Source organism: Streptomyces sp. PR69, from assembly GCF_026420845.1.
GTDB lineage: Bacteria > Actinomycetota > Actinomycetes > Streptomycetales > Streptomycetaceae > Streptomyces.
This window is the reverse complement of record NZ_JAOWCB010000008.1, coordinates 1-21,296: the sequence shown is the minus strand read 5'-3', so window position 1 is coordinate 21,296 and position 21,296 is coordinate 1. Positions and strand designations below refer to the sequence as shown.

The 21,296-nt window shown below is 71.8% G+C and carries 20 protein-coding genes and 1 pseudogene; 11 read left to right on the top strand and 10 right to left on the bottom strand.

Annotated features, from left to right (window positions below; genetic code table 11):
* The first annotated feature begins 257 nt into the window (after positions 1 to 257).
* From OF819_RS10130 to OF819_RS10120, 3 genes and pseudogenes are all read left to right on the top strand, one after another.
* On the top strand, positions 258 to 614 hold the full coding sequence (locus OF819_RS10130) for an SCO4225 family membrane protein (RefSeq protein ID WP_267243075.1): 357 nt from the start codon (positions 258 to 260) through the stop codon (positions 612 to 614).
* Between the two features lie 197 nt (positions 615 to 811).
* A pseudogene (locus OF819_RS10125) lies at positions 812 to 1,078 on the top strand (peptidoglycan-binding domain-containing protein); the annotation flags it as partial.
* Positions 1,079 to 1,090: 12 nt separating this feature from the next.
* The gene (locus OF819_RS10120; protein WP_267243264.1) at positions 1,091 to 1,735 is read left to right on the top strand and encodes a peptidoglycan-binding domain-containing protein; all 645 of its coding nucleotides are present in this window, start codon (positions 1,091 to 1,093) and stop codon (positions 1,733 to 1,735) included.
* Between the two features lie 559 nt (positions 1,736 to 2,294).
* Here the strand turns inward: OF819_RS10120 and OF819_RS10110 are convergent.
* The gene (locus tag OF819_RS10110) at positions 2,295 to 3,374 is read right to left on the bottom strand and encodes an NAD(P)-dependent alcohol dehydrogenase (RefSeq protein ID WP_267243074.1); all 1,080 of its coding nucleotides are present in this window, start codon (positions 3,372 to 3,374) and stop codon (positions 2,295 to 2,297) included.
* Between the two features lie 173 nt (positions 3,375 to 3,547).
* Here OF819_RS10110 and OF819_RS10105 point away from each other — a divergent pair, with 173 nt between their 5' ends.
* Positions 3,548 to 4,417: a helix-turn-helix domain-containing protein gene (locus OF819_RS10105; RefSeq protein ID WP_267243073.1), complete on the top strand. Its 870-nt coding sequence runs from the start codon at positions 3,548 to 3,550 to the stop codon at positions 4,415 to 4,417.
* 107 nt (positions 4,418 to 4,524) lie between these two features.
* Here the strand turns inward: OF819_RS10105 and OF819_RS10100 are convergent, their stop codons facing one another.
* Together OF819_RS10100 and OF819_RS10095 are read right to left on the bottom strand one after the other, a co-directional pair.
* Positions 4,525 to 5,799 (bottom strand): L,D-transpeptidase, encoded by a 1,275-nt coding sequence (locus tag OF819_RS10100; RefSeq protein ID WP_267243072.1) that lies wholly within the window; start codon positions 5,797 to 5,799, stop codon positions 4,525 to 4,527.
* A gap of 192 nt (positions 5,800 to 5,991) precedes the next feature.
* Positions 5,992 to 6,390 carry a hypothetical protein gene (locus OF819_RS10095; protein WP_267243071.1) on the bottom strand — a complete coding sequence of 133 codons (399 nt, stop codon included), beginning with the start codon at positions 6,388 to 6,390 and terminating at the stop codon, positions 5,992 to 5,994.
* A 115-nt stretch (positions 6,391 to 6,505) separates the two neighbouring features.
* On the opposite strand from OF819_RS10095, the gene OF819_RS10090 reads away from it, so the two are divergent.
* Entirely contained in the window at positions 6,506 to 6,808 is a 303-nt protein-coding gene (locus tag OF819_RS10090; RefSeq protein WP_267243070.1) for an LPXTG cell wall anchor domain-containing protein, read from the top strand.
* Positions 6,809 to 6,853: 45 nt separating this feature from the next.
* On the opposite strand, the gene hutH is transcribed toward OF819_RS10090, so the two are convergent.
* From hutH to OF819_RS10065, 5 genes are all read right to left on the bottom strand, one after another.
* Complete coding sequence (gene hutH / locus OF819_RS10085; RefSeq protein ID WP_267243263.1) at positions 6,854 to 8,395, bottom strand: histidine ammonia-lyase; 1,542 nt, start codon at positions 8,393 to 8,395, stop codon at positions 6,854 to 6,856.
* A 38-nt stretch (positions 8,396 to 8,433) separates the two neighbouring features.
* Positions 8,434 to 9,594 (bottom strand): diguanylate cyclase domain-containing protein, encoded by a 1,161-nt coding sequence (locus tag OF819_RS10080; RefSeq protein WP_416370500.1) that lies wholly within the window; start codon positions 9,592 to 9,594, stop codon positions 8,434 to 8,436.
* A gap of 181 nt (positions 9,595 to 9,775) precedes the next feature.
* Positions 9,776 to 10,570 carry an enoyl-CoA hydratase/isomerase family protein gene (locus tag OF819_RS10075; RefSeq protein ID WP_267243068.1) on the bottom strand — a complete coding sequence of 265 codons (795 nt, stop codon included), beginning with the start codon at positions 10,568 to 10,570 and terminating at the stop codon, positions 9,776 to 9,778.
* A gap of 68 nt (positions 10,571 to 10,638) precedes the next feature.
* On the bottom strand, positions 10,639 to 11,706 hold the full coding sequence (locus OF819_RS10070; RefSeq protein WP_267243262.1) for an adenylate/guanylate cyclase domain-containing protein: 1,068 nt from the start codon (positions 11,704 to 11,706) through the stop codon (positions 10,639 to 10,641).
* Positions 11,707 to 11,993: 287 nt separating this feature from the next.
* Positions 11,994 to 12,902, bottom strand: coding sequence for a biotin--[acetyl-CoA-carboxylase] ligase (locus OF819_RS10065; protein ID WP_267243067.1), 909 nt, complete (start codon positions 12,900 to 12,902; stop codon positions 11,994 to 11,996).
* A 135-nt stretch (positions 12,903 to 13,037) separates the two neighbouring features.
* On the opposite strand from OF819_RS10065, the gene OF819_RS10060 reads away from it, so the two are divergent.
* The 4 genes from OF819_RS10060 (at position 13,038) to OF819_RS10045 (ending at position 16,239) form a co-directional block, all read left to right on the top strand.
* Entirely contained in the window at positions 13,038 to 14,630 is a 1,593-nt protein-coding gene (locus OF819_RS10060) for an acyl-CoA carboxylase subunit beta (RefSeq protein ID WP_267243066.1), read from the top strand.
* Positions 14,631 to 14,666: 36 nt separating this feature from the next.
* Positions 14,667 to 14,876: an acyl-CoA carboxylase epsilon subunit gene (locus tag OF819_RS10055; RefSeq protein ID WP_267243065.1), complete on the top strand. Its 210-nt coding sequence runs from the start codon at positions 14,667 to 14,669 to the stop codon at positions 14,874 to 14,876.
* Between the two features lie 522 nt (positions 14,877 to 15,398).
* Positions 15,399 to 15,527: a morphogenic membrane protein MmpB gene (gene mmpB, locus OF819_RS10050; protein WP_267243064.1), complete on the top strand. Its 129-nt coding sequence runs from the start codon at positions 15,399 to 15,401 to the stop codon at positions 15,525 to 15,527.
* Between the two features lie 106 nt (positions 15,528 to 15,633).
* The gene (locus tag OF819_RS10045) at positions 15,634 to 16,239 is read left to right on the top strand and encodes a nucleoside triphosphate pyrophosphatase (protein WP_267243063.1); all 606 of its coding nucleotides are present in this window, start codon (positions 15,634 to 15,636) and stop codon (positions 16,237 to 16,239) included.
* A 70-nt stretch (positions 16,240 to 16,309) separates the two neighbouring features.
* Here the strand turns inward: OF819_RS10045 and OF819_RS10040 are convergent, their stop codons facing one another.
* Entirely contained in the window at positions 16,310 to 16,804 is a 495-nt protein-coding gene (locus OF819_RS10040) for a hypothetical protein (RefSeq protein WP_267243261.1), read from the bottom strand.
* Positions 16,805 to 17,184: 380 nt separating this feature from the next.
* Here OF819_RS10040 and OF819_RS10035 point away from each other — a divergent pair, with 380 nt between their 5' ends.
* A complete protein-coding gene (locus OF819_RS10035) occupies positions 17,185 to 18,939 on the top strand; it encodes an acetyl/propionyl/methylcrotonyl-CoA carboxylase subunit alpha (RefSeq protein ID WP_267243062.1) in 1,755 nt (584 codons plus the stop codon).
* Positions 18,940 to 18,973: 34 nt separating this feature from the next.
* Here the strand turns inward: OF819_RS10035 and OF819_RS10030 are convergent, their stop codons facing one another.
* Positions 18,974 to 20,398 carry an MFS transporter gene (locus OF819_RS10030; protein ID WP_267243061.1) on the bottom strand — a complete coding sequence of 475 codons (1,425 nt, stop codon included), beginning with the start codon at positions 20,396 to 20,398 and terminating at the stop codon, positions 18,974 to 18,976.
* A 70-nt stretch (positions 20,399 to 20,468) separates the two neighbouring features.
* On the opposite strand from OF819_RS10030, the gene OF819_RS10025 reads away from it, so the two are divergent.
* Positions 20,469 to 21,047 carry a TetR/AcrR family transcriptional regulator gene (locus OF819_RS10025; protein WP_267243060.1) on the top strand — a complete coding sequence of 193 codons (579 nt, stop codon included), beginning with the start codon at positions 20,469 to 20,471 and terminating at the stop codon, positions 21,045 to 21,047.
* The last annotated feature ends 249 nt before the right edge of the window (positions 21,048 to 21,296 follow it).

Sequence of the window (21,296 nt, the reverse complement as noted above, 5' to 3'; positions counted from 1 at the left end):
GAATCGGGCGATGCCGCCCAGGCACGGCAGGCTGCCTGCGAGATCGGACGGATTCTGAACGAAGCCCACGCGACGACCGCCCTCCCGGCCCGGTGAGCAGGCGGAGCTACGCAGGCCCGTCTGAGTAGCCGTACCCTTACGCGGCCGTGCGGGCGGGACGACGATGGCGGTCACACGGCCCGGACGGCGGGCCCACCAGCACGACGATCGCGGGCAGGCCATGTGACGGCGCGGGTCCCGCGGCATCGAGGAGCATCATGCGTTCTACGTTGCGCACCATCGCGGGCCTGACCTTCGGCAATTGGGTTTCGGGCGCCTACCTCGGCCTCGCCGGATTTCTGCTCCTGGCGGGCGCCGGAGAGGACGGCAGCCTGGTCGCCGGGCTGTTCGCGCTGTTTCTCGCGGCGCCGACTGGCGCGGCACTTCTCGCCGTCGTCAACGCCGTGGGCGGCTGGGCGCAGACCGATGCGACCGTGTGGTGCGTCCTCCTGTTCTCGTACGCCTTCCAGGCATTCCTTCTGGGGCTGCTCGTTCGCGCCGTCCGACGGGCCGGGGAAAGCGGCCGGATCGCCTGCCCCGCCGGGGATGAACTGCCGGTCCGCCTGCGGCTGTGACCGGGTGGGACGCCTTGGCCCCGTCCCGACGGCCCGTCAGAGCGGCCTGGATCACCGCAGGTCAGAGCCGGGGCCCGGACGGGGGGCGTCTCATGTTGTCCCGGGTTTGCCGTGGGACGGGCGAATGACGGTCTTGCGCCGCGGACTTCGGTCGAGACTTACGGGCGATCACTACGGCCCTATGGAGGGAATCCCCGATGAGACGTCTCCCCGCCCTGGTCACGGCGGTGCTGACCGCTGTGCTGGCGACGCTGCTCGCCGCGCCGGCCGCGCAGGCGAGCGGCTGGCCGGTGGTGGGCAGCGGCAGCACCGGCGCCAATGTCAGCACCGTGCAGCATCTGCTCACCGCACACGGCCACAGCACCGCAGCCGACGGCGTCTTCGGCAGCGGCACGGCGAGCAAGGTCAAGGCCTTCCAGAGTTCCAAGGGGCTGACAGCCGACGGCTATGTCGGGGAGCAGACCTGGTCGAAGCTCGTGGTGACGGTGCGGTCCGGCAGCTCCGGGAGCGCGGCCAAGGCGGCCCAGGTGCAGCTCAACAAGTACGGGCACGGGCTGACGGTGGACGGGGCCTTCGGGGCCAAGTCCGTCGACGCCACCCGGAAGTTCCAGAGCTCCAAGGGCCTCGCCGCGGACGGCATCATCGGCTCCGGCACCTGGAAAGCCCTGATCACCGGCTCGGGCTCCGGCGGGAGCGATGGAGGCACCGGCTCCGGTGCGAAGCTGACGCACTCGCAGGCAGCCTCGATGTTCCGGGCCGCGGGCATCGCCTGGTCGTCGTCCGGGAACTGCTCGAACCGCAACGTCAGGACCTGCACGTCCTTTGAGCAGATCCGCCGTGTGACCGCCGAGGGCACGGTCGCGCTGAAAAAGGCGAGCCGCTGCTCGCTGCATCTGACCGGCGGCACGGAGACGGGTCACGCGGGCGGCACATACAGCCACTGGAACGGCTACAAGGTCGACTTCCGGCCGGACTCCTGCATCAGCAACTACATCACCGGCACCTTCACCTACATCGGCAAGCGCGGTGACGGCGCGAAGCAGTACAAGGCGGCGTCGGGCAACGTCTACGCCCGGGAGAGCAACCACTGGGACGTGACGTTCCACAGCTGCGGCTGCTGAGCCGACAGAAGCGCGAGCGCCAGCGCGGCGGGCGATGTCGGTGGGCGCCGCTACCGTCTGGAGGGTGGCACTCACCGACATCAGCGCATCCGAGATCCGCCGCGCCATCGCCTTATCGCCCTCTGCCCGAACTGCCATGCCGTCAAGACCCGCGGGCGGAGCCGGGATGCTCTGCGCAAGACCTTCCTCGAAGTGGCTCTGCAGCGCCATCGGCGGATGAGGAACCGTTCGGACGGCTGAGGGAGGCGGCGAGGGCCTTCGCCGCGAGGACGGCGTCCACCGTCTCGGCGGCCGACTGTGCCGCGTTGTCGATCCACACGCCCTCGCCGGCGAGTTCCTCGCGTGCGGCAGCGTCCAGCGGCGACCAGTTCGTCGTCAGTGTCTTGTCACGCGCGAGGTTGCGCCTCCAGGCGGTGTCCGGGCCGGGGGCCAGGACGATCACATGGAGCGGCGAGTGACGAGGGCACGGCGGTAGAACGTCCTCGCATGCCGGACCGGCTGGATGCCCCCGCCCGTCCGGCATGTGAGGCGCGGGGTCCAGGGCGGGGCCCCTGCGGCGTCAGATCGTCGCCGCGTCGATCACGAAGCGGTAGCGGACGTCGCTCCCCAGCACCCGTTCATACGCCTCGTTGATCTGGTCCGCGCGAATCAGTTCGATCTCCGCGCCCAGGCCGTGCTCCGCGCAGAAGTCCAGCATCTCCTGGGTCTCGGGGATGCCGCCGATCGCCGAGCCGGCCAGGGTCCTGCGGCCGAGCAGGAGGGAGAAGACGTTGAGCGAGACGGGCTCCTCGGGGGCGCCCACGTTCACCATCACGCCGTCCGTCTTCAGCAGGCTGAGATAGGCGTCGAACGGCAGCGGGGCGGAGACCGTGGAGACGATCAGGTCGAAGTGGCCGGCCAGCTGCTGGAAGGTGGCCTCGTCGCCGGTCGCGTAGTAGTGGTCCGCGCCCAGCCGCAGCCCGTCGTCCTTCTTGCGGAGCGACTGGCTGAGCACGGTCACCTCCGCGCCCATCGCATGCGCGATCTTGACGCCCATGTGCCCCAGTCCGCCGAGGCCGACGATCGCGACGCGCTTGCCCGGGCCCGCCTTCCAGTGGGCCAGGGGCGAGTAGAGGGTGATGCCGGCGCACAGCAGCGGTGCGGCGACGTCCAGGGGCAGTCCGTCGGGGATGCGCAGCGTGTACTGCTCGTCCACGACGATATGCGTGGAATAGCCGCCATATGTGGGGTCGCCGTTCTTGTCGAGCCCGTTGTACGTGGCGACCATGCCGCCGCCCGTGCAGTACTGCTGAAGGCCGGCCCGGCAGTTGTCGCACTCGCGGCAGGAGTCGACCATGCAGCCCACGCCCACCCGGTCGCCCACGGCGAACCGGGTCACGCCGGGGCCGACCTCGGTGACCACGCCCGCGATCTCATGGCCGGGGACCATGGGGAAGATGCCCTCGCCCCAGCCGTCGCGGGCCTGGTGGATGTCGGAGTGGCAGATCCCCGCGTACTTGATCTCGATCAGGACGTCACGCTCGCCGACGGGACGGCGCGGGACGGCAGTCCGCTCCAGCGGCGCCTTGGCGGCGGGCGCCGCGTACGCGGGGACAGTGCGGTGCTCGATGTCGCTCTGGGAGGTGATCTGAGAGGTCATGGGTATCAGCCTGCGGCACGGCGGCGCTGCCACCCAGCCCTCTGTTCTGCGTACGAACGGCATGCGTACGAACGGCATGCGTACCACCAGCGTGCCTACCACCGGCGTGCCTACCACCGGCAGTGACAGGTTCGCGCGCCCCTGTCCGGTCGCGGCCCGCGATACTGGCTGCCATGGACCAGCGTGCCGAACTCAGCGAATTCCTCCGCTCCCGCCGGGCCCGGCTGCGCCCCGAGGACGTGGGGCTGCCGCAGGTCGGCCGGCAGCGCCGGGTGCCGGGGCTGCGGCGTGAGGAGCTGGCGCAGCTGGCGGGCGTGTCGGTGGCGTACTACACCCGTCTCGAACAGGGCCATGGCCGCAATGTCTCGCTGGAGGTGCTGGACTCCATCGCCCGGGCCCTGCGGCTGACCGATGCGGAGCGGGAGCACCTCACCCATCTGGCCAAGCCCACGCAGAAGAAGCATCGCAGGCCGCCGTCCCGGCAGCCGCAGCAGCTGCGTCCGGCGCTGCAGCAGCTGCTGGACGCGATGGACACGGTGCCTGCCTATGTCCTGGGGCGGCGGCTGGACATCGTGGGCTGGAACCGGATGGCCCGCGCGCTGATGGGCGACTTCGCCGCGCTGCCCGCCAGGCAGCGCAATATGGCATGGATCGTCTTCCTCGACCCCAACGCCCGCGATCTGTTCGTGGACTGGGAGGGCAAGGCGAAGGACGTGGTGAGCTTTCTGCGCATGTACGCGGGGTGCTCGGCCGACGATCCGCTGCTGCCGGGGCTGATCGGCGAGCTGTCGGTGAAGAGCGAGGAGTTCCGTACGCTCTGGGCGGCGCACACCGTGCAGGACAAGTGCTTCGGCACCAAGCGGCTGCACCATCCGCTGGTGGGCGAGATGACCCTGTCGTATGAGACGTTCCAGCTGCCCGAGGACCACGATCTGTCCCTGGTGACGTACCACGCGGAGCCGGGGACCCGGTCGGCCGAGTCGCTGCGGCTGCTGGCGGGCTGGGGCGTGGACGAGGCACAGGAGCGGCAGCAGCAGGGCTGAGCGCGCACCCGTCAGACGGCGCGCACGGCAGGCGGCAGGCGGCAGAACCGAAAAGGCGGCGTCCCCCGAACCCGGGGGACGCCGCCTTCACACCGTGCGGGCGGCCGTCAGACCGCGGAGCCGGCCTTCCAGTCGGCCCAGTTCATGTTCCAGCCGTTGAGGCCGTTGTCCGGCTTGATGGTGGTGTCCTTGGAGTTCACCACGATCACCACATCGCCGACGATCGAGTTGTCGAAGAACCAGGCGCCGGGCTGGTTGGGGTCGTTCGCGCCCTTGGCGTCGTTCAGGCCGATGCAGCCATGGCTGGTGTTGGCGTTGCCGAAGATCGAGTCGGCGCCCCAGTAGTTGCCATGGATGAAGGTGCCGGACGTGGACAGCCGCATGGCGTGCGGCACGTCCTTGATGTCGTACTCGCCCTTGCCGTCGTCGTCGGTGAAGCCGACGGTCGCGCCGTTCATCCGGGTCTCCTTGAACTTCTCGGAGATCACCATCTGGCCGTTGTACGTCGGGGTCTCCGGCGAGCCCGCGGAGATCGGGATCGTCTTGATCGTCTTGCCGTCCTGGGTGACCGTCATGGTCTTGGTCGAGGCGTCGACGGTGGAGACCTGGTTGCGGCCGATCTTGAACGTGACCGTCTTCTGCTGCACGCCGTAGACGCCGTCCGCGCCCTCGACCCCGTCCAGCGCCAGCTTGAGCGTGACGGTGGAGCCTTCCTGCCAGTACTGCTCAGGGCGGAAGTCCAGGCGCTTGGAGTTGAACCAGTGGCCGACGACCTCCTGGCCGCTGCTGGAGCTCACCGTGATCGCTGACTGCACGGCCTTGCGGTCGGAGATCTCCTTGTTGAAGTTGATCGACACCGGCATGCCGACGCCGACCGTGGAGCCGTCCTCCGGCGTGAAGTAGCCGATGAAGCTGTTCTCGGGCGAGACCGTGGTGAAGGAGGCGTTCTCGTGGGCCTCCAGGCCGTCGGCGTCCTTGGCGGTGGCCACGATCTTGTACGTGGTGGAGCGCTCCAGCTGCCCGTCCGGCTCCCAGCTCTTGCCGTCGGCGGCGAGCGTGCCCTTGACGGCCGCACCCGCGGCGGTCGTCAGGACCACCTCGGTCAGGGTGCCGTCGGTGACGGTGACCTTGGCGTCGTCGTTGATGCCCACGTTCGTCGCGCCGTTCTCGGGCGAGATCGTTATTCGGGCCTTCGACGTCTCCTTGGCGGCCGCCTCGTCGACCTGGGCCTGCGACTTCTTGGAGCCGTCGGCGCCGCTGCCGCTCTTGGCGCTGTCGCCGCCGCCGTTGCAGGCCGACAGCACCAGCACACCGCCGAGCATCGCGGACGCGACCATCAGGCCTCTGCGCCGCTTGCCGTCCGTCATCACACGCTTCTCCATCGTCGCCGATCCCCTGACAACCAACTGCTAGGACAACACGCATTCCGGGCCATCCGGTTCCACACCCCGCGGGATGTGGGAAACAACACTCACCGGTCCCGGTCACTGACAGACGTGATCAGGGCCCGGCCGGTTGCACCGGGCCCCATAACGCGACCTTCCCGTGACCAGGGCCCGTGACGGGGCCCGCGACTAGCGCCGCGCGAAGTCCTCCTCCTGCTCCCCGGACGCCTCGCCCGCGCCCGCGCCCTCCTCGTCGTCGTCCTCGTCGTCCTCGTCGTCCTCGTCGTCGGCCAGCTCCCAGTCGTCGGCGTCCGGGTCGTAGGCGATCTGCTCACTGCTCCAGGACGCCTGCGCCAGCTCCACCCCCGGCACCTCCGCGACGAGATCGAACGGGTCCACGAGATATGCGAGGGCCTCCGCCTCGTCCTCGCCGACCGCGGACTCGGCGTGCGCCCGCTCCTCGTCCGGCATGAACTCGTCCGCCGCGATCCGGTCGAGGGCGCCGCCGGTCAGCTGTTCCGCGTCCTGGACCTCCAGCACCAAATCCACCCGGAGCCGTACATATCTAGATGTTTCAGAAACACTCATACGAGGGAGGGTAGAGCGCCGCACCCCGCGACCCTCGACTTTCCCGCGGCGGGGCGCGTTCACTAGCATCGGCGCACCCACCCAAGTCGAGGATGCCTCAAGGGGGATCGAGCTCGTGTCCGCCGCACGTCGACCGCTGCTCACCGCCACCGCCGCAGGGACGCTGCTGTGTGCGCTGTGCTTCGTCCCCTCGGCCAACGCCACCGCCGAGCAAGAGACGCGGGAGGCGGCGCACACGGCCGCACAGCGGCAGAGCGCCGCCGCCTCCCCCCAGGCCCAGGAGCAGGATTTGCGGCTGGCGGACACGGGGAGCTTTGACACCACCCCGTATCTCCTCGGTGGCACCGCGCTGCTGGCCGCCGGCGTGGGGCTGGTGACGTACTCGGTGCGCCGCCGCCCGGCGCCCCCGTACGCCTGACGGCCCCCCGTACGCCTGACGAGCCCCCCGTACGTCCGAGGCGGCTCAGCCCAGCGGGCCCGTCACCGGCTCCACGGCCTCGATGAGCCTGCCCTCTCGTACGAACGCCTCCGCGGCCTGAAGATCCGGCGCGAGGAACCGGTCGGGGCCGGGGCCCGCCACGCCCGCCGCGCGCAGGGCGGCGATCGCGGCGCGGGAGGCGGGGGCGGGGGTCAGCCCCTTTCGCAGTTCGACGGCGCGGGCCGCGGCGTACAGCTCGACCGCGAGGATGCGGCTCAGCCCGGCGATGGCGGTGCGCAGCTTCCGGGCCGCGGACCAGCCCATGGAGACATGGTCCTCCTGCATCGCGGAGGACGGGATCGAGTCGGCCGAGGCCGGTACGGCGAGCCGCTTGAGCTCGCTGACCAGGGCGGCCTGCGTGTACTGGGCGATCATCAGCCCGGAGTCCACACCCGCGTCGTCGGCGAGGAAGGGCGGCAGTCCGTGGGAGCGATTCTTGTCGAGGAGCCGGTCGGTGCGGCGCTCCGCGATGGAGCCGAGGTCGGCGACGGCGACGGCGAGGAAGTCGAGGACATACGCGACGGGCGCGCCGTGGAAGTTGCCGTTGGACTCCACCATCCCTTCCGGGAGGACGACCGGGTTGTCGACGGCGGCGGCCAGCTCCCGCTCGGCGACCAGACGGGCGTGGGCGAGCGTGTCGCGGCCCGCGCCGGCCACCTGGGGGGCGCAGCGCACCGAGTACGCGTCCTGGACGCGGGGGGCCTCGTCCTGCTGGAAGTGGCCGACGAGCCCGGACCCCTTGAGCACCGCGCTCATATTGGCGGCGGCGACGGCCTGGCCGGGGTGGGGGCGGATGGCGTGCAGCTCGGGGGCGAGCACCTTGTCCGTGCCGAGCAGCGCCTCAAGGGTGAGGGCCGCGGTGATGTCGGCGGAGGTGTAGAGGCGCTGGAGGTCGGCGAGGGCCATGATCAGCATGCCGAGCATGCCGTCGGTGCCGTTCAGGAGGGCGAGGCCCTCCTTCTCGCGCAGCACGACGGGCTCGATGCCGTGCTCGGCGAGCAGCTCGCCCGCCGGGCGCACCACTCCGTCCGGGCCCTCGGCGTCCCCCTCCCCCATCAGGGCCAGGGCGCAGTGGGACAGCGGGGCGAGGTCGCCGGAGCAGCCCAGCGAGCCGTATTCGTGGACGACGGGGGTGATGCCGGCGTTCAGGACGTCCGCCATGGTCTGCGCGACCTGGGGGCGTACGCCGGTGTGCCCGGAGGCCACGGTCTTCAGCCGCAGGAACATCAGCGCACGGACCACCTCGCGCTCCACGCGCGGGCCCATGCCGGCGGCGTGCGAACGGACGATGTTGCGCTGGAGCTGGGTGCGCAGATCGTGGCTGATATGGCGGGTGGCGAGCGCGCCGAAGCCGGTCGACACGCCGTAGACGGGCTCGGGCTTGGCGGCCAGCGCGTCCACGATCTCCCGCGCGGCGGCGAGCGCGGCCAGCGCCTGCTCGGACAGCTCGATCCTGGCGTTGCCGCGGGCCACGGCGATGACGTCCTCGGCAGTGGTCCCGGACGTCCCCACCACCACAGTGTGCATATCCATATTCAGCAGCGTACGGATTGAATCGCAACCTGTCACCGGGGTGGCGCGGGCGGCCCGTCCTCGGGGCGTACGGCGCGGAAGCTGCGGCGCTCGCGGGCCGGGCGCGGCGGGGCGTCGGCAAGCCGGAGGACCGCGCTGTCGCGGCCGGCCACCACCGGCTTCGGGGAGTGCGCGGCCTTCGCCCGGTACTGGGCGGCGTCGGCAAGCCGGAACAGGCGGCGGGCCGAGCGGACCTCGCCGATCGGGTCCCCGGTCGAGGCGACCCCGCAGGCGACGCCCTCGCCCAGCTCCAGCTCCGCCGCCCTTCTGCACAGCTCGTCGGCCACCCGGACCACGTCGTCGGCGGACGGGCCGACGGCCACCAGACAGAACTCGTCCCCGCCCAGGCGGGCGGCCAGCGCTCCGGGAAGCATCGCGCCGCAGAGCGACAGCACCGAGCCGAACCGTTCCAGCAGCCGGTCGCCGACGGCGTGGCCGAGGGTGTCGTTCACCTGCTTGAGGCCGTTGAGGTCGCAGACCACGAGGCTGACGACGCTGCCGTCAGCGCGGTGCCGCTCCAGCGCCTCGTCGAGGCGGCTGTCGACGGCGCGGCGATTGGCCAGACCCGTGAGGGGGTCGGTGAAGGCGAGCCTGCGGACCTCCTCCAGACGCTCGGTCTGCGCGATGCCCGCGGCGACGACCGAGGCGAGGACGGTGGCGAAGTCAGCGTCCTCACGGTCGAACACGGGGGCGTGGAGGGGGCGGGCCACATACAGCTCGCCCCAGGCCCGGCCGTGCAGCACGATCGGCGCGACGACGCAGCAGCCGCGGCCACGGCGGCGCAGGGCCGCCACCCGCTGGTGGCAGTAGCCGTGACCGTCCTCGGCCGGGCCGTCGACGGTCTCCACCCAGGCGTTGGGCTCACCGCCGCCCGCCCATCGCTCGTGCAGGAACTCGGTGATCTCCGGGAAGTTATGGACGGGGTACGTCTCCGACTCCGGGAACTCCTCCTCGCCGCCGGCCCGCGCGCCCACATTGACGAGCACCCTGAGCCGCCCCAGGTCGCGCTCCCACACCGAGAGCGCGGCGAAGGACCCGCCGAGCGCCTCTCGGGCGCCGTGGGCGGCGGCGCGCCAGGAGGCGCGGGGGGTGTGGGCGGCGGCCATGCTCTGCGCGAGGGCGACCACGGTCCGCAACCGCCGATCCTCAGCCATCACCCCAGCCTATGCCGGATTGCCCACCTTCGATCACCGGGCGTGACGCCCCCGGGCCCTGCGGGGTGCCCCTGGGGCGGGGCTCCGGGGCACGGCTCCCCGAGCGTGCGGGTCGCCCGAGACGCCTCACGGCACGCAGCGCCGCTCAGAGTTGCGGGGACCAAGCCCTTGCACCAGGCCGTCACTCGCCCGGCCACGTGGGCGCCCGCTTCTCGTTGAACGCCGCGACCCCCTCCGCCCTGTCCCCCGAAAACGCCGTCGCGCGCCACGCCGCGTCCTCGACGTCCAGGCCGGCCCGCAGGTCCAGGCCGTGGCCCAGCCGCATGGCCCGCTTGGCCGCGCGCAGCCCCACGGGGGAGTTCGCCGCGATCCGGGCGGCGAGGGCCAGCGCCTCGGTGCGCGCGTCCTCCGCGAGGACGTCCACGAGGCCCAGTTCCCGCGCCTCCGCGGCCTCCACGCGCCGGGCTGTGAAGACGAGTTCCGCCGCCCGCGCCGCCCCCACGCGCCGCGGCAGCAGCTGGGTGCCGCCGCCGCCGGGGATCACCCCGACCGACACCTCCGGCAGCCCCACGACGGCGGTGGCGTCCGCGACGATCACGTCGCAGGCCAGGGCCAGCTCGAAGCCGCCGCCGAGGGCGAAGCCGTGCACCGCGGCCACCGCGGGCATCGGCAGTTCCAGCACACCGGTGTACGCGGCCCGCGCGGTCGGCCGCTGCCGCACCAGCTCCGCGTCGGTGAAGGAGTTCCGCTCCTTCAGATCCGCCCCCACGCAGAACGCGCGCTCATGCGTGGAGGTCAGCACCGTCACCCGTACCTCCCGGTCCGCGCCCAGCGCCTCGCACGCCGCCGCGATCGACCGCGCCATCTCCGTGGAGACCGCGTTCATCGCCTTCGGACGGTCGAGCGCCAGCTCCGCGACATGACCCTGCTCAGCCTTGCGGACCATGACGAACTCACCGAAACGCACTTCGGACATGGACGGACCCACCCTCCAGAGACCGATCGCCGGTTAACGATCGTTACCACTGCGGCACGGTGGTGATCCTAGACCTCCCGCCGCGACAGCAGCCACGGCTCCACCACGCCCAGCCCGCGCACCGGCCGCTGCCACATCGGCTGAAGCTGGAAGCGGTACTTCGCCAGGGCGGCGGGGTCCTCGTCGGCCTCCGCCTTGGGCGCGTCCCCGTTCCGTACGATCTCCTCGGCGAAGGCCCCGTCCACCAGCACCGCGTCCTTGGGCGCTATCGAGGTGAGGCGGCTGGCCAGATTGACGGTCGTGCCGAAGACATCGCCCATCCGTGTGGTCACGGTGCCGAACGCGATGCCCACCCGCAGCGCCGGCATCGCCTCGTCGTCCTCCATCGTCTCGATCAGCCGCAGCGCGATCTCCCCGGCCGTGCCGGCGTCGTCCGCGGCGTACAGCACTTCGTCGCCGAGGGTCTTGATCAGCCGCCCGCCGTGCGCGGCGACCAGATCGGCGGCGGTGGTCTCGAACGCCTCGACCAGCTCGCCGAGTTGCTCCTCCTCCATCCGCCGGGTCAGCCGGGTGAAGCCGACGAGGTCCGCGAAGCCGACGGCCAGCCTGCGGTCCACCATCTCCTCGTCGTCCGCGGCCTGTACGACCCGCCCGGTGGCCGCGGCGAGCTGCCGCCGCCACACGTACACCAGGAACTCCTCAAGCTCCGGCAGCAGCAGCTCGACCAGCGGATAGGTGACCTCGGTGCGGGTCATTCCGGGCTCGGGCGGCTCGGTGAGGCCCTCCAGGAAGGAGTCGATCTGCCATTCGGCCAGCCGGGCGGTGGTCTGCCCGGTCGAACGGGCCACCTGCACCGCCATCGGCTCGCTCAGCAGCCCCGCCTCGACCAGGCCCGCGAGCCGCCGCAGCGCCAGCACGTCCGCCTCGGTGAGCGCCTTGGCCTGGCCGATGTCGGCGAAGCCCATGGCCCGCCAGAAGCGGGACGCCAGGTCCATCGACACCCCGGCCGTACGGGCCGCCTGGAAGGCGGTGTAACGGCGCTCCGCCCCGAGGATGAGCTGTTCGAGACGGATGGCCAGCGGGTCGTCGCTCGGCTCCGCGGTGTGGTCCACCTCGTGGTGCGGCGTCGGATGCACGGACGACGACGCCGCCGAGGAAGAAGCCCCCGAGGACGAGGCCCCGGAGGACGAAGCCCCCGAGGACGAGGCCCCGGAAGAGGAACCCGCGGAAGCCGCGGAGCCCGACGAGGAGCCCGACGGCGGCTGCGCGCCCGCGCCGGAAGTGGTGTCGTCGACGGTCACCAGCCGCCTCCTGCCCGTTCCCTGCGCACTGCCCTGCCGATCTGTCGCTCGATCGCCTCAACGATACGTCAGGTGTGCCGTAGCTCACGTCCCGGCGGAGCAGCCGAGCGCGGGCTGGCCCGTCAGGCCCCCGCCGACCGCAGATGCACGATGTCGCCCGCCCCGACGGCATGCCGCTCCCCGCCGTCCTCGGCCACCACCAGACGCCCCTCGCCGTCCACGGCCACCGCCTCGCCGGTCAGGGCGCGGCCGCCGGGCAGCTCCGCGCGCACCGCGCGCCCGAGGGTCGCGCAGCCCGCCGCGTACGCCTCCTGGAGGCCGGAACCGGCCGGATCGCCGCCCAGCGAGCGCCACCGTCGGTACCACTGCTCCAGGGAGCGCAGGATCGCGCGCAGCAGCGGGTCGCGGTCGGTGGAGACCGCGTCCGCCAGGGCGAGGGAGCCCGCCTCGGGCACAGGCAGCTCATCGGCGCGCAGCGTGACGTTCAGGCCGATGCCGACGACGACGGCGTCCTCGGTGACCCGCTCCGCGAGGATGCCGCCGGTCTTCCGCTCCTCCGTGCCGTTCGCCCCTTTCACCAGGACCAGCAGGTCGTTAGGCCATTTGAGGGACATGTCGACGCCCGCCGCCTTGGCGAGGGCGCTGGCCGTGGCGACTCCGGCGAGGAGCGGCAGCCAGGCCCAGTGGCGCACGGGCACTCCGTCGCCGGGGCGCAGCAGCACGGAGAAGAACAGCCCCGAGCGCGCGGGCGCCGTCCAGGTGCGGTCCAGCCGGCCGCGCCCGGCCGTCTGCTCCTCCGCGACGAGCACCGCGCCTTCGGGGAGCGCGGCGGCGCGCGCGCCCAGGTCGCTGTTGGTGGAGCCGGTGGAGGACACGACGTCGAACGAGGTCCACAGCCCGCCCTCGGTCAGGAGGCCGCGGCGCAGCGCGGTGACGTTCAGCGGGGGCCGGTCGAGATCGGACCAGCGGCTGCCGGATGCGGAGCCCGGCTCATGGTCAGGGGCATGCTCAGGCGCATTGTCTGGCGTCATGCAAGCCAGGTTAGGTGTGGTAAACGCCGCACTGCCGAACGGTATCCACGCCGATACGCTACGAGTCAGTAGCCAGCCACCCCCCGTCCCCTGAAGTCCCCCGTCCCCCGTGACCAGGCAGGGAGCCGCATCCCGATGTCCGAGCCGGAAGAGATCGACATCCACACGACCGCGGGAAAGCTCGCGGATCTGCAGCGCAGGATCGAGCAGGCGACCCACGCCGGCTCCGCGCGCGCCGTGGAAAAGCAGCACGCCAAGGGCAAATTGACCGCCCGGGAGCGGGTCGATCTACTGCTTGACGAGGGGTCCTTCGTCGAACTGGACGAGTTCGCGCAGCACCGCTCCACCAGTTTCGGCCTGGAGAAGACCCGCCCGTACGGCGATGGCGTGGTCACCGGCTACGGCACGGTCGACGGCCGTCCGGTCGCCGTCTTCTCGCAGGATTTCACCGTCTTCGGCGGCGCCCTCGGCGAGGTGTTCGGTCAGAAGATCATCAAAGTGATGGACTTCGCGCTGAAGACCGGCTGCCCGGTGATCGGCATCAATGACTCCGGGGGCGCGCGCATCCAGGAGGGCGTGAGCGCCCTCGGCATGTACGGCGAGATCTTCCGCCGCAACACCCACGCCTCCGGGGTGATCCCGCAGATCTCCCTGATCGTGGGGCCCTGCGCGGGCGGCGCGGTCTACTCCCCCGCGATCACCGACTTCACGGTGATGGTGGACCAGACCTCGCATATGTTCATCACCGGGCCCGACGTCATCAAGACCGTCACCGGCGAGGACGTCGGCTTCGAGGAACTGGGCGGCGCACGCACGCACAACAGCACCTCTGGTGTGGCGCACCACATGGCGGGCGACGAGAAGGACGCCGTCGAGTACATCAAGTCGCTGCTGTCCTATCTGCCTTCGAACAACCTCTCCGAGGCGCCGGCCTTCCCCGAGGAGGCCGATCTGACGCCGACCGCCGAGGACCTGGAGCTGGACACGCTCATCCCGGACAGCGCCAACCAGCCGTACGACATGCACTCCGTCATCGAGCATGTGCTGGACGACGGCGAGTTCCTTCAGACGCAGTCGCTGTTCGCGCCGAACATCCTCACCGGCTTCGGGCGCGTCGAGGGCTATCCGGTCGGCATCGTCGCCAACCAGCCGATGCAGTTCGCCGGCTGTCTGGACATCGACGCCAGTGAGAAGGCGGCCCGTTTCGTACGCACCTGCGACGCCTTTAACGTCCCGGTGCTGACCTTCGTGGACGTGCCCGGCTTCCTGCCCGGCGTCGACCAGGAGTACGGCGGCATCATCCGCCGCGGCGCCAAGCTGATCTACGCCTATGCGGAGGCGACCGTCCCGCTGATCACGGTGATCACCCGCAAGGCGTTCGGCGGCGCGTACGACGTCATGGGCTCCAAGCACCTGGGCGCGGACCTCAATCTGGCCTGGCCGACCGCCCAGATCGCGGTCATGGGCGCGCAGGGCGCGGTGAACATCCTGCACCGCAGGACGATCGCCGAGGCCGCGACCGACGAGGAGCGCGAGGCCACCCGGGCGCGGCTGATCCAGGAGTACGAGGACGCCCTGCTGAACCCGTACACGGCGGCGGAGCGCGGCTACATCGACGCGGTGATCATGCCGTCGGACAGCCGCGCGCAGATCGTCAAGGGCCTGCGCCAGCTGCGGACGAAGCGGGAGAGCCTGCCGCCGAAGAAGCACGGCAACATCCCCCTGTAGGCACCCGTGCAAACACCCGTCGGAAAGGAGTCAGCGGTGATCAAGGTCGTACGGGGCAACCCGACCCCGGAGGAGCTGGCCGCCGCGCTCGCGGTGGTACGGGCGCGGGCCGCGGCGACGGCCGCCGCGGCCGGGGAGGGCGGGCCGCGGCCGCCGGAGGGGTGGTCGGATCCGGCGCGCATCGCCCGCACGCGTCGCCCCCTGCCGGGTCCGCGGGCCTGGGCCCGCACGTACTGGCCGCTCTGACCGCCCCAGGCCCATAACTGGGGCTCCGCCCCAGACCCCGGTTTCCGTGGGCTCCGCCCCCAAACGCCCGCGCCTCAAACGCCGGCGGGGCTCGATTTCCGGCCCCGCGCCTCAAACTCCCCCAGCTGCCTCCCCCAGCTACCTCCCCCAGACTCCGTCCGGGGGTACCCCCACGGAGGTGCCCCCACGAGGCTGGACTGTGCGGGCCCCTCGCGGGTCAAACGCCGGCGGGACTGGGATGTGACGCAGCCAAATCAAGCCCGTTGGGGGCACCTCCGGACGGAGTCTGGGGGAGTTTGAGGACACGGCCTTCAGGCCGTAAGGGGGCGGCGGCGCGAAGCTGCCGACCGCCAGGGGGCGCGGGGCGCCAGCCCCGCAGCCCCTCCCCCCGGGAGGGGGTCTGGGGGCTTAAGCCCCCAGTTGCGGGAAGGGGAGGAGCACCCCCCGAACACGACCTGAGCCCGAGCCTCTTGAGTACCCGTACTCAGGCGCCGCACAAGCCACCACAGCAGGATCGAAGGCATGCTGTGGTCCGACCCCGACGACGAACCCCCGGAGGAGCTGCGCGCCACGCAGGCGATGATGCGGCGCGCAGGGGTGGTGCTGGCGGTGGCGATGCTGCTGGCGATGCTCGTGCTCGGTCTGCACTGACGCACCAGCGGTACCGGCCGCACCGGACACCCCGGCCCACGCCGCCGCCGCGCGCGACATGGGGACGCCCGACCGCACCTCCCCGCCGTCCGCCTACGATGAGCGCATGAACGCTCCCCGACGCCGTCTCGTCCTCGCGTCCGCCTCCCCGGCCCGGCTCGGGCTGCTGCGGCAGGCCGGTCTCGCCCCCGAGGTGATCGTCAGCGGGGTCGACGAGGACGCGCTCAGCGCCCCCACCCCGGCCGAGCTGGCGCTCGTCCTCGCCGAGGCGAAGGCCGCCGCCGTGGCAGCGCGCCCCGAGGCGGCGAGTGCGCTGCTGATCGGCTGTGACTCGGTGCTGGAACTCGACGGGCAGGCGCTGGGCAAGCCAGCGGACGCCGAGGAGGCCGTCACCCGCTGGAAGGCGATGCGCGGCCGTGCCGGGGTCCTGCGGACGGGCCACTGCGTGATCGACACGGCGACGGGCCGCCGGGCGTCGGCGACCGCGTCCACGACCGTGCGCTTCGGCGACCCGACGGACGCGGAGATCGCCGCGTATGTGGAGAGCGGCGAACCGCTGCATGTGGCGGGCGCGTTCACACTGGACGGGCGGTCCGCGCCGTTCATCGACGGCATCGAGGGCGACCACGGCAATGTCATCGGCCTCTCGCTGCCGCTGCTGCGCCGGCTGCTGGCGGAGCTGGGCGTGTCGATCACGGAGCTGTGGAGCTGAGAGAGACCGCGAAAAGGGCAGCGAGGAGCTGACAGGGGCTCAGGCTGCCGGCTTAAGAGCCGGCTCGGGCTCAGGCAGGTGCGGCGCCGTTCGCGGGAGCGTCGGCAGCATCCGCCTCCGCGCCCTCCGGCGGCCCGTCCCGCCCGTCCCGCCCGTCCGGCGGAGCCATCGCGCCGCGCTCCTCCCCGTACGCCACCAGCGTCAGCACGATCAGCCCCAGGACGGCCATCAGGAACGCGAACGCGTCCCAGCCCACGAGCCCCACCGTCACCGCGGCCAGCACCCCGTGGGTGATCGCACAGCTGATCAGCAGGATCCGCGCGGCGCGCCCCGGCGCCCGGTCCCGCACCCCGGCCAGCAGGGTCACCGCGGCGCACCCCGCCAGATAGAGCCCGAAGGCGATGCCCATCGCCCAGGTGCCGGCGACCATGGCGTCCGGGTCGAGCCCGGCCAGCGACATATTCTGGCCGTCGGCGAAGGTGGCGAGGATGCCGTTGATCGCGACGATGCCGACAGCCTCGATCAGCAGGACGAGTGCCGTTGCCACGGCTGCCGGTCTGCGCACCACGGCGCCCCCAACCCTCAGTCACTCTGTAACCGGAAGTACGTACGACAGCGCGAACGCTACTGACTGGTAAACCCTTGGACAAGATGTAGGACCAGATGCCCGGCGGGCTTGTCCACCGGGCAGACAATGATTGGGCCATTCGTAGGGACTCCACAAAGAAACCCATTCGGCCGCTGGTCCTGCGAACAGAGACCTTGACCACATCACAGGTCTACTGTGCGAGAGGGGAACCCGTCGTACCGTTGGTGCGACAAGGGATTTCGCAGTCTGGGCGAGCCTCGAATCACGCTCCGTGTGGGCAAGCTCACCATTGGGGACGGGTCGATAGGCCGTGTCGGCAGTCCCTAAACTCAGCTTGTTTCAAGGAGGGAGCCATCGTGCGCAAGGTGCTCATCGCCAACCGTGGCGAAATCGCTGTACGCGTCGCCCGAGCCTGCCGGGACGCCGGGATCGCGAGCGTAGCCGTGTACGCCGATCCGGACCGGGACGCTCTGCATGTCCGTGCGGCCGATGAAGCGTTCGCCCTGGGCGGTGACACCCCGGCCACCAGCTATCTGGACATGGCCAAGGTGCTCCAGGCCGCCAAGGATTCCGGAGCCGACGCCGTCCACCCCGGCTATGGGTTCCTCTCCGAGAACGCCGAATTCGCGCAGGCCGTCATCGACGCCGGGCTGAACTGGATCGGCCCCCCGCCGCAGGCGATCCGGGACCTGGGCGACAAGGTCGCCGCCCGGCATATCGCCCAGCGCGCGGGCGCGCCGCTGGTGGCCGGCACACCCGACCCGGTCAGCGGTGCGGACGAGGTGGTGGCCTTCGCCGAGGAGCACGGCCTGCCGATCGCGATCAAGGCGGCGTTCGGCGGCGGCGGCCGCGGCCTGAAGGTCGCCCGCACCCTGGACGAGGTCCCCGAGCTGTACGAGTCCGCCGTGCGCGAGGCGGTGGCCGCCTTCGGCCGCGGCGAGTGCTTCGTGGAGCGCTACCTGGACAAGCCGCGCCATGTGGAGACCCAGTGCCTGGCCGACAAGCACGGCAATGTCGTGGTGGTCTCCACCCGCGACTGCTCGCTGCAGCGCCGCCACCAGAAGCTGGTCGAGGAGGCCCCGGCCCCCTTCCTGAGCGACGAGCAGAACGCCGAGCTGTACCGGGCGTCGAAGGCCATCCTCAAGGAGGCCGGCTACGTCGGCGCGGGCACCGTGGAGTTCCTCGTCGGCCTCGACGGCACGATCTCCTTCCTGGAGGTCAACACCCGCCTCCAGGTCGAGCACCCGGTCACCGAGGAGGTCACCGGCATCGACCTCGTACGGGAGATGTTCCGCATCGCCGACGGCGAGGTGCTCGGCTACGACGACCCGCCGGTGCGGGGTCACTCGTTCGAGTTCCGCATCAACGGCGAGGACCCCGGCCGCAACTTCCTCCCGGCGCCCGGCACGGTGACCGCGTTCGCCCCGCCGGCCGGCCCGGGCGTGCGCCTGGACGCCGGTGTGGAGTCCGGCTCCGTCATCGGCCCGGCCTGGGACTCGCTGCTGGCCAAGCTGATCGTCACCGGCGCCACCCGTGAGCAGGCGCTGCAGCGCGCCGCCCGCGCGCTGGCGGAGTTCACGGTCGAGGGCATGGCCACCGCCATCCCCTTCCACCGCAAAGTGGTCGCCGACCCCGCCTTCACCGCCAACCCGTTCCAGGTCCACACCCGCTGGATCGAGACGGAGTTCGTCAACGACATCGCGGCCTTCGCCGCCCCGGCGGACGCCGAGGCCGAGGAGGAGCCGGGCCGGGAGACGGTCGTCGTCGAGGTCGGCGGCAAGCGGCTGGAGGTGTCGCTGCCGTCCTCCCTGGGCATGAGCCTGGCCCGCACCGGGCTGGCCGCGGGCGCGAAGCCGAAGCGCCGCGCCGCCCGCAAGTCCGCCTCCGCGGCCTCCGGCGACACCCTCGCCTCCCCGATGCAGGGCACGATCGTCAAGGTGGCGGTCGAGGAGGGCCAGGAGGTCAAGGAAGGCGATCTGATCGTCGTCCTTGAGGCGATGAAGATGGAACAGCCCCTCAACGCCCATCGCTCCGGCACCGTCAAGGACCTGACCGCCGAGGTCGGCGCCTCGCTCACGTCCGGCGCGGTGATCTGCGAGATCAAGGACTGACGTCTCAAGGGCCGACGTCTCAAGGACTGACCTCTCAAGGACTGACGTCCGCTGTACGTACCTCGTGTGGGGCCTGACCGTGAGCTGAACGGTCAGGCCCCACCCGTGTGTTCAGTACGAGCACGAGCGCCGCGGCCAGGAACGCCGCGGCCGCCCCGAGTCCGGCGGCGCTGTCCGCGCCCCGGACCCCGGCCCCGTACACCGTGACGACCAGCACCGACAGCCCCAGCGCCCCGCCGATCTGCTGCACGGTCTGCATCGTGCCGGAGGCCGCGCCCGCGCGGGACGGATCGACGCCGCTGAGGATGAGCGCGCTGAGCGGCATGAAGACGAGTCCGACGCCGAGGCCGTTCAGCGCGAGCGGCGCCAACAGCGCCCACTGCCCTCCCCCTCCCGCTGCCGCCGCGGCCTGCCCCAGCACACCGGCGATCGCGAGCCCGAGCCCGGTCCCGGCGACCCTCTTGAGGCCGTGCCGGGCGAGCAGCCGCCCGGCGAGCACGGAGGCGGCGAAGAGACCCGCGGCGAGCGGCAGGAAGACAAGCCCCGCGTGCAGCGGGCCATAGCCGCGTACGACCTGCAGCTGCCGGGTGTTGACATACAGCACCCCGAACATGGCGGCGGGCGTCAGCAGCATCGCCCCATAGGCGAGGGCCCGGTTCCGTACGGCGAACAGGCCAAGCGGCACGACCGGCTGCACAGCCCTGCGCTCGATGCGTACGAAGACCGGCAGCAGGACGGCCGCGGCGGCGAGGGAGCGGGCGACCTGAGCATCCTCCCAGCCGTGGTCGGCGGCGCGGATGAAGGCATAGACGAGCGCCGTGACCGCGCCCGTGCCGGCAAGCGCCCCCGCGAGATCGAAGCGGGCGGGCCTGCGGGGCGTCTCGGCGAGGGCGAACGGCAGCAGCAGGGCGACGGCGAGCCCGACGGGCACATTGATGAACAGCGTCCAGCGCCAGGAGCCGAGGCCGGTCAGCAGCCCGCCCAGGACCATGCCGACCGCGGACCCGACGGCCGCCATGGAGGTGAACAGGCCCAGCGCGCGGTCCCGTTCGGGCCCTTCGGGATGGATCGTCGCGGCGAGCGCGAGCGCCGACGGGGCGGTCACGGCGGCGGCCGCCCCCTGGGCGGCGCGGGCAAGCAGCAGGGCGGGCACGCTGTCCGCGAGCCCGCCGAGGAGCGAGGCGACGCTGAAGGCGGCCACCCCTGCGACGAGGGTGCGGCGACGCCCGAACAGGTCGCCGATCCGGCCGCCGATGAGGAGCAGCCCGCCGAAGGCCAGCGTGTAGGCGTTCAGGACCCAGGACAGGCCCGCGGGGCTGAAGCCGAGGTCGACGCCGATGCCGGGGAGGGCGATGTTCACGACCGTCGCGTCGAGCATCAGCATCATCTGGCAGCCGAGGATGAGCGCGAGGGCGAGCGCGGGCCTGCGGGATGCCGTGGTGCTCCGCGTGGTGTTCATCGCGGCGGTGCCTCCCCTCGCGCGGATGGCATGCTGGGTGCCGGGGGCGGACTCAGGGAGGACAGCGGAGATGGCGACCATGCCGGCGGGGTCCGAGCGGCCGATGCGGGCGGACGCCCGCCGCAATCACGCCCGGCTGGTGACCGAGGCCAGGGCCGTCTTCGCGGAGCGTGGCACCGATGCATCGCTTGAGGAGATCGCACGGCGCTCGGGGGTCGGTATCGGGACGCTGTACCGGCACTTCCCGAACCGCCACGCCATGATGAACGCCGTCTTCCAGGACGCCCTGGCGGCCCTCCTGGAGCGCTCCCGCGAGCTGGCGGGCGCGGAGGAGCCGTGCACGGCTCTCGTCGACTGGCTGCGGGCCATCGTCACCCACGCCGGTGAGTACCGCGGGCTGGCCCATGAGCTGATGTGCGCCTCCAACGACAAGAGTTCGGCACTCGCCCGGTGCAGCGGGGAGCTGCGCGACGCGGGCGAGGTGCTGTTGCGGCGGGCGCAGCGGGGTGGTGCGGTGCGGGCGGACGTCTCGATCGGGGACCTGATGCAGCTCACAAACGCGATCGCTCTCGCCGCGGAGCAGTCCCCCGAGGATCCGGGCCTCCCGGACCGGCTTCTGCGGCTTACGCTGCGGGGGCTGCGGGGGTGACGCCCGCCGTGCGGCGGCCGCCTCTGGCGGGTCCCCCGAGGCACGGCCCCCCGCCCATGCGGGCCGCCCGCGGCCCGGGCGGGTACCTCTCCCACCCACCCTCCCGTGCGGCTCCTCCGCCCGGCGCGGGACGCGGGACGCTCCCCGGGGCCGCGACTGCCCGCCCGCGCGGCACGCCCGCGGCCCGGGCCGGTACTCGTCCCTCCCACCCTCCCCCTACGCCCTGGAGGGTGGGGGGACCCCCACGTT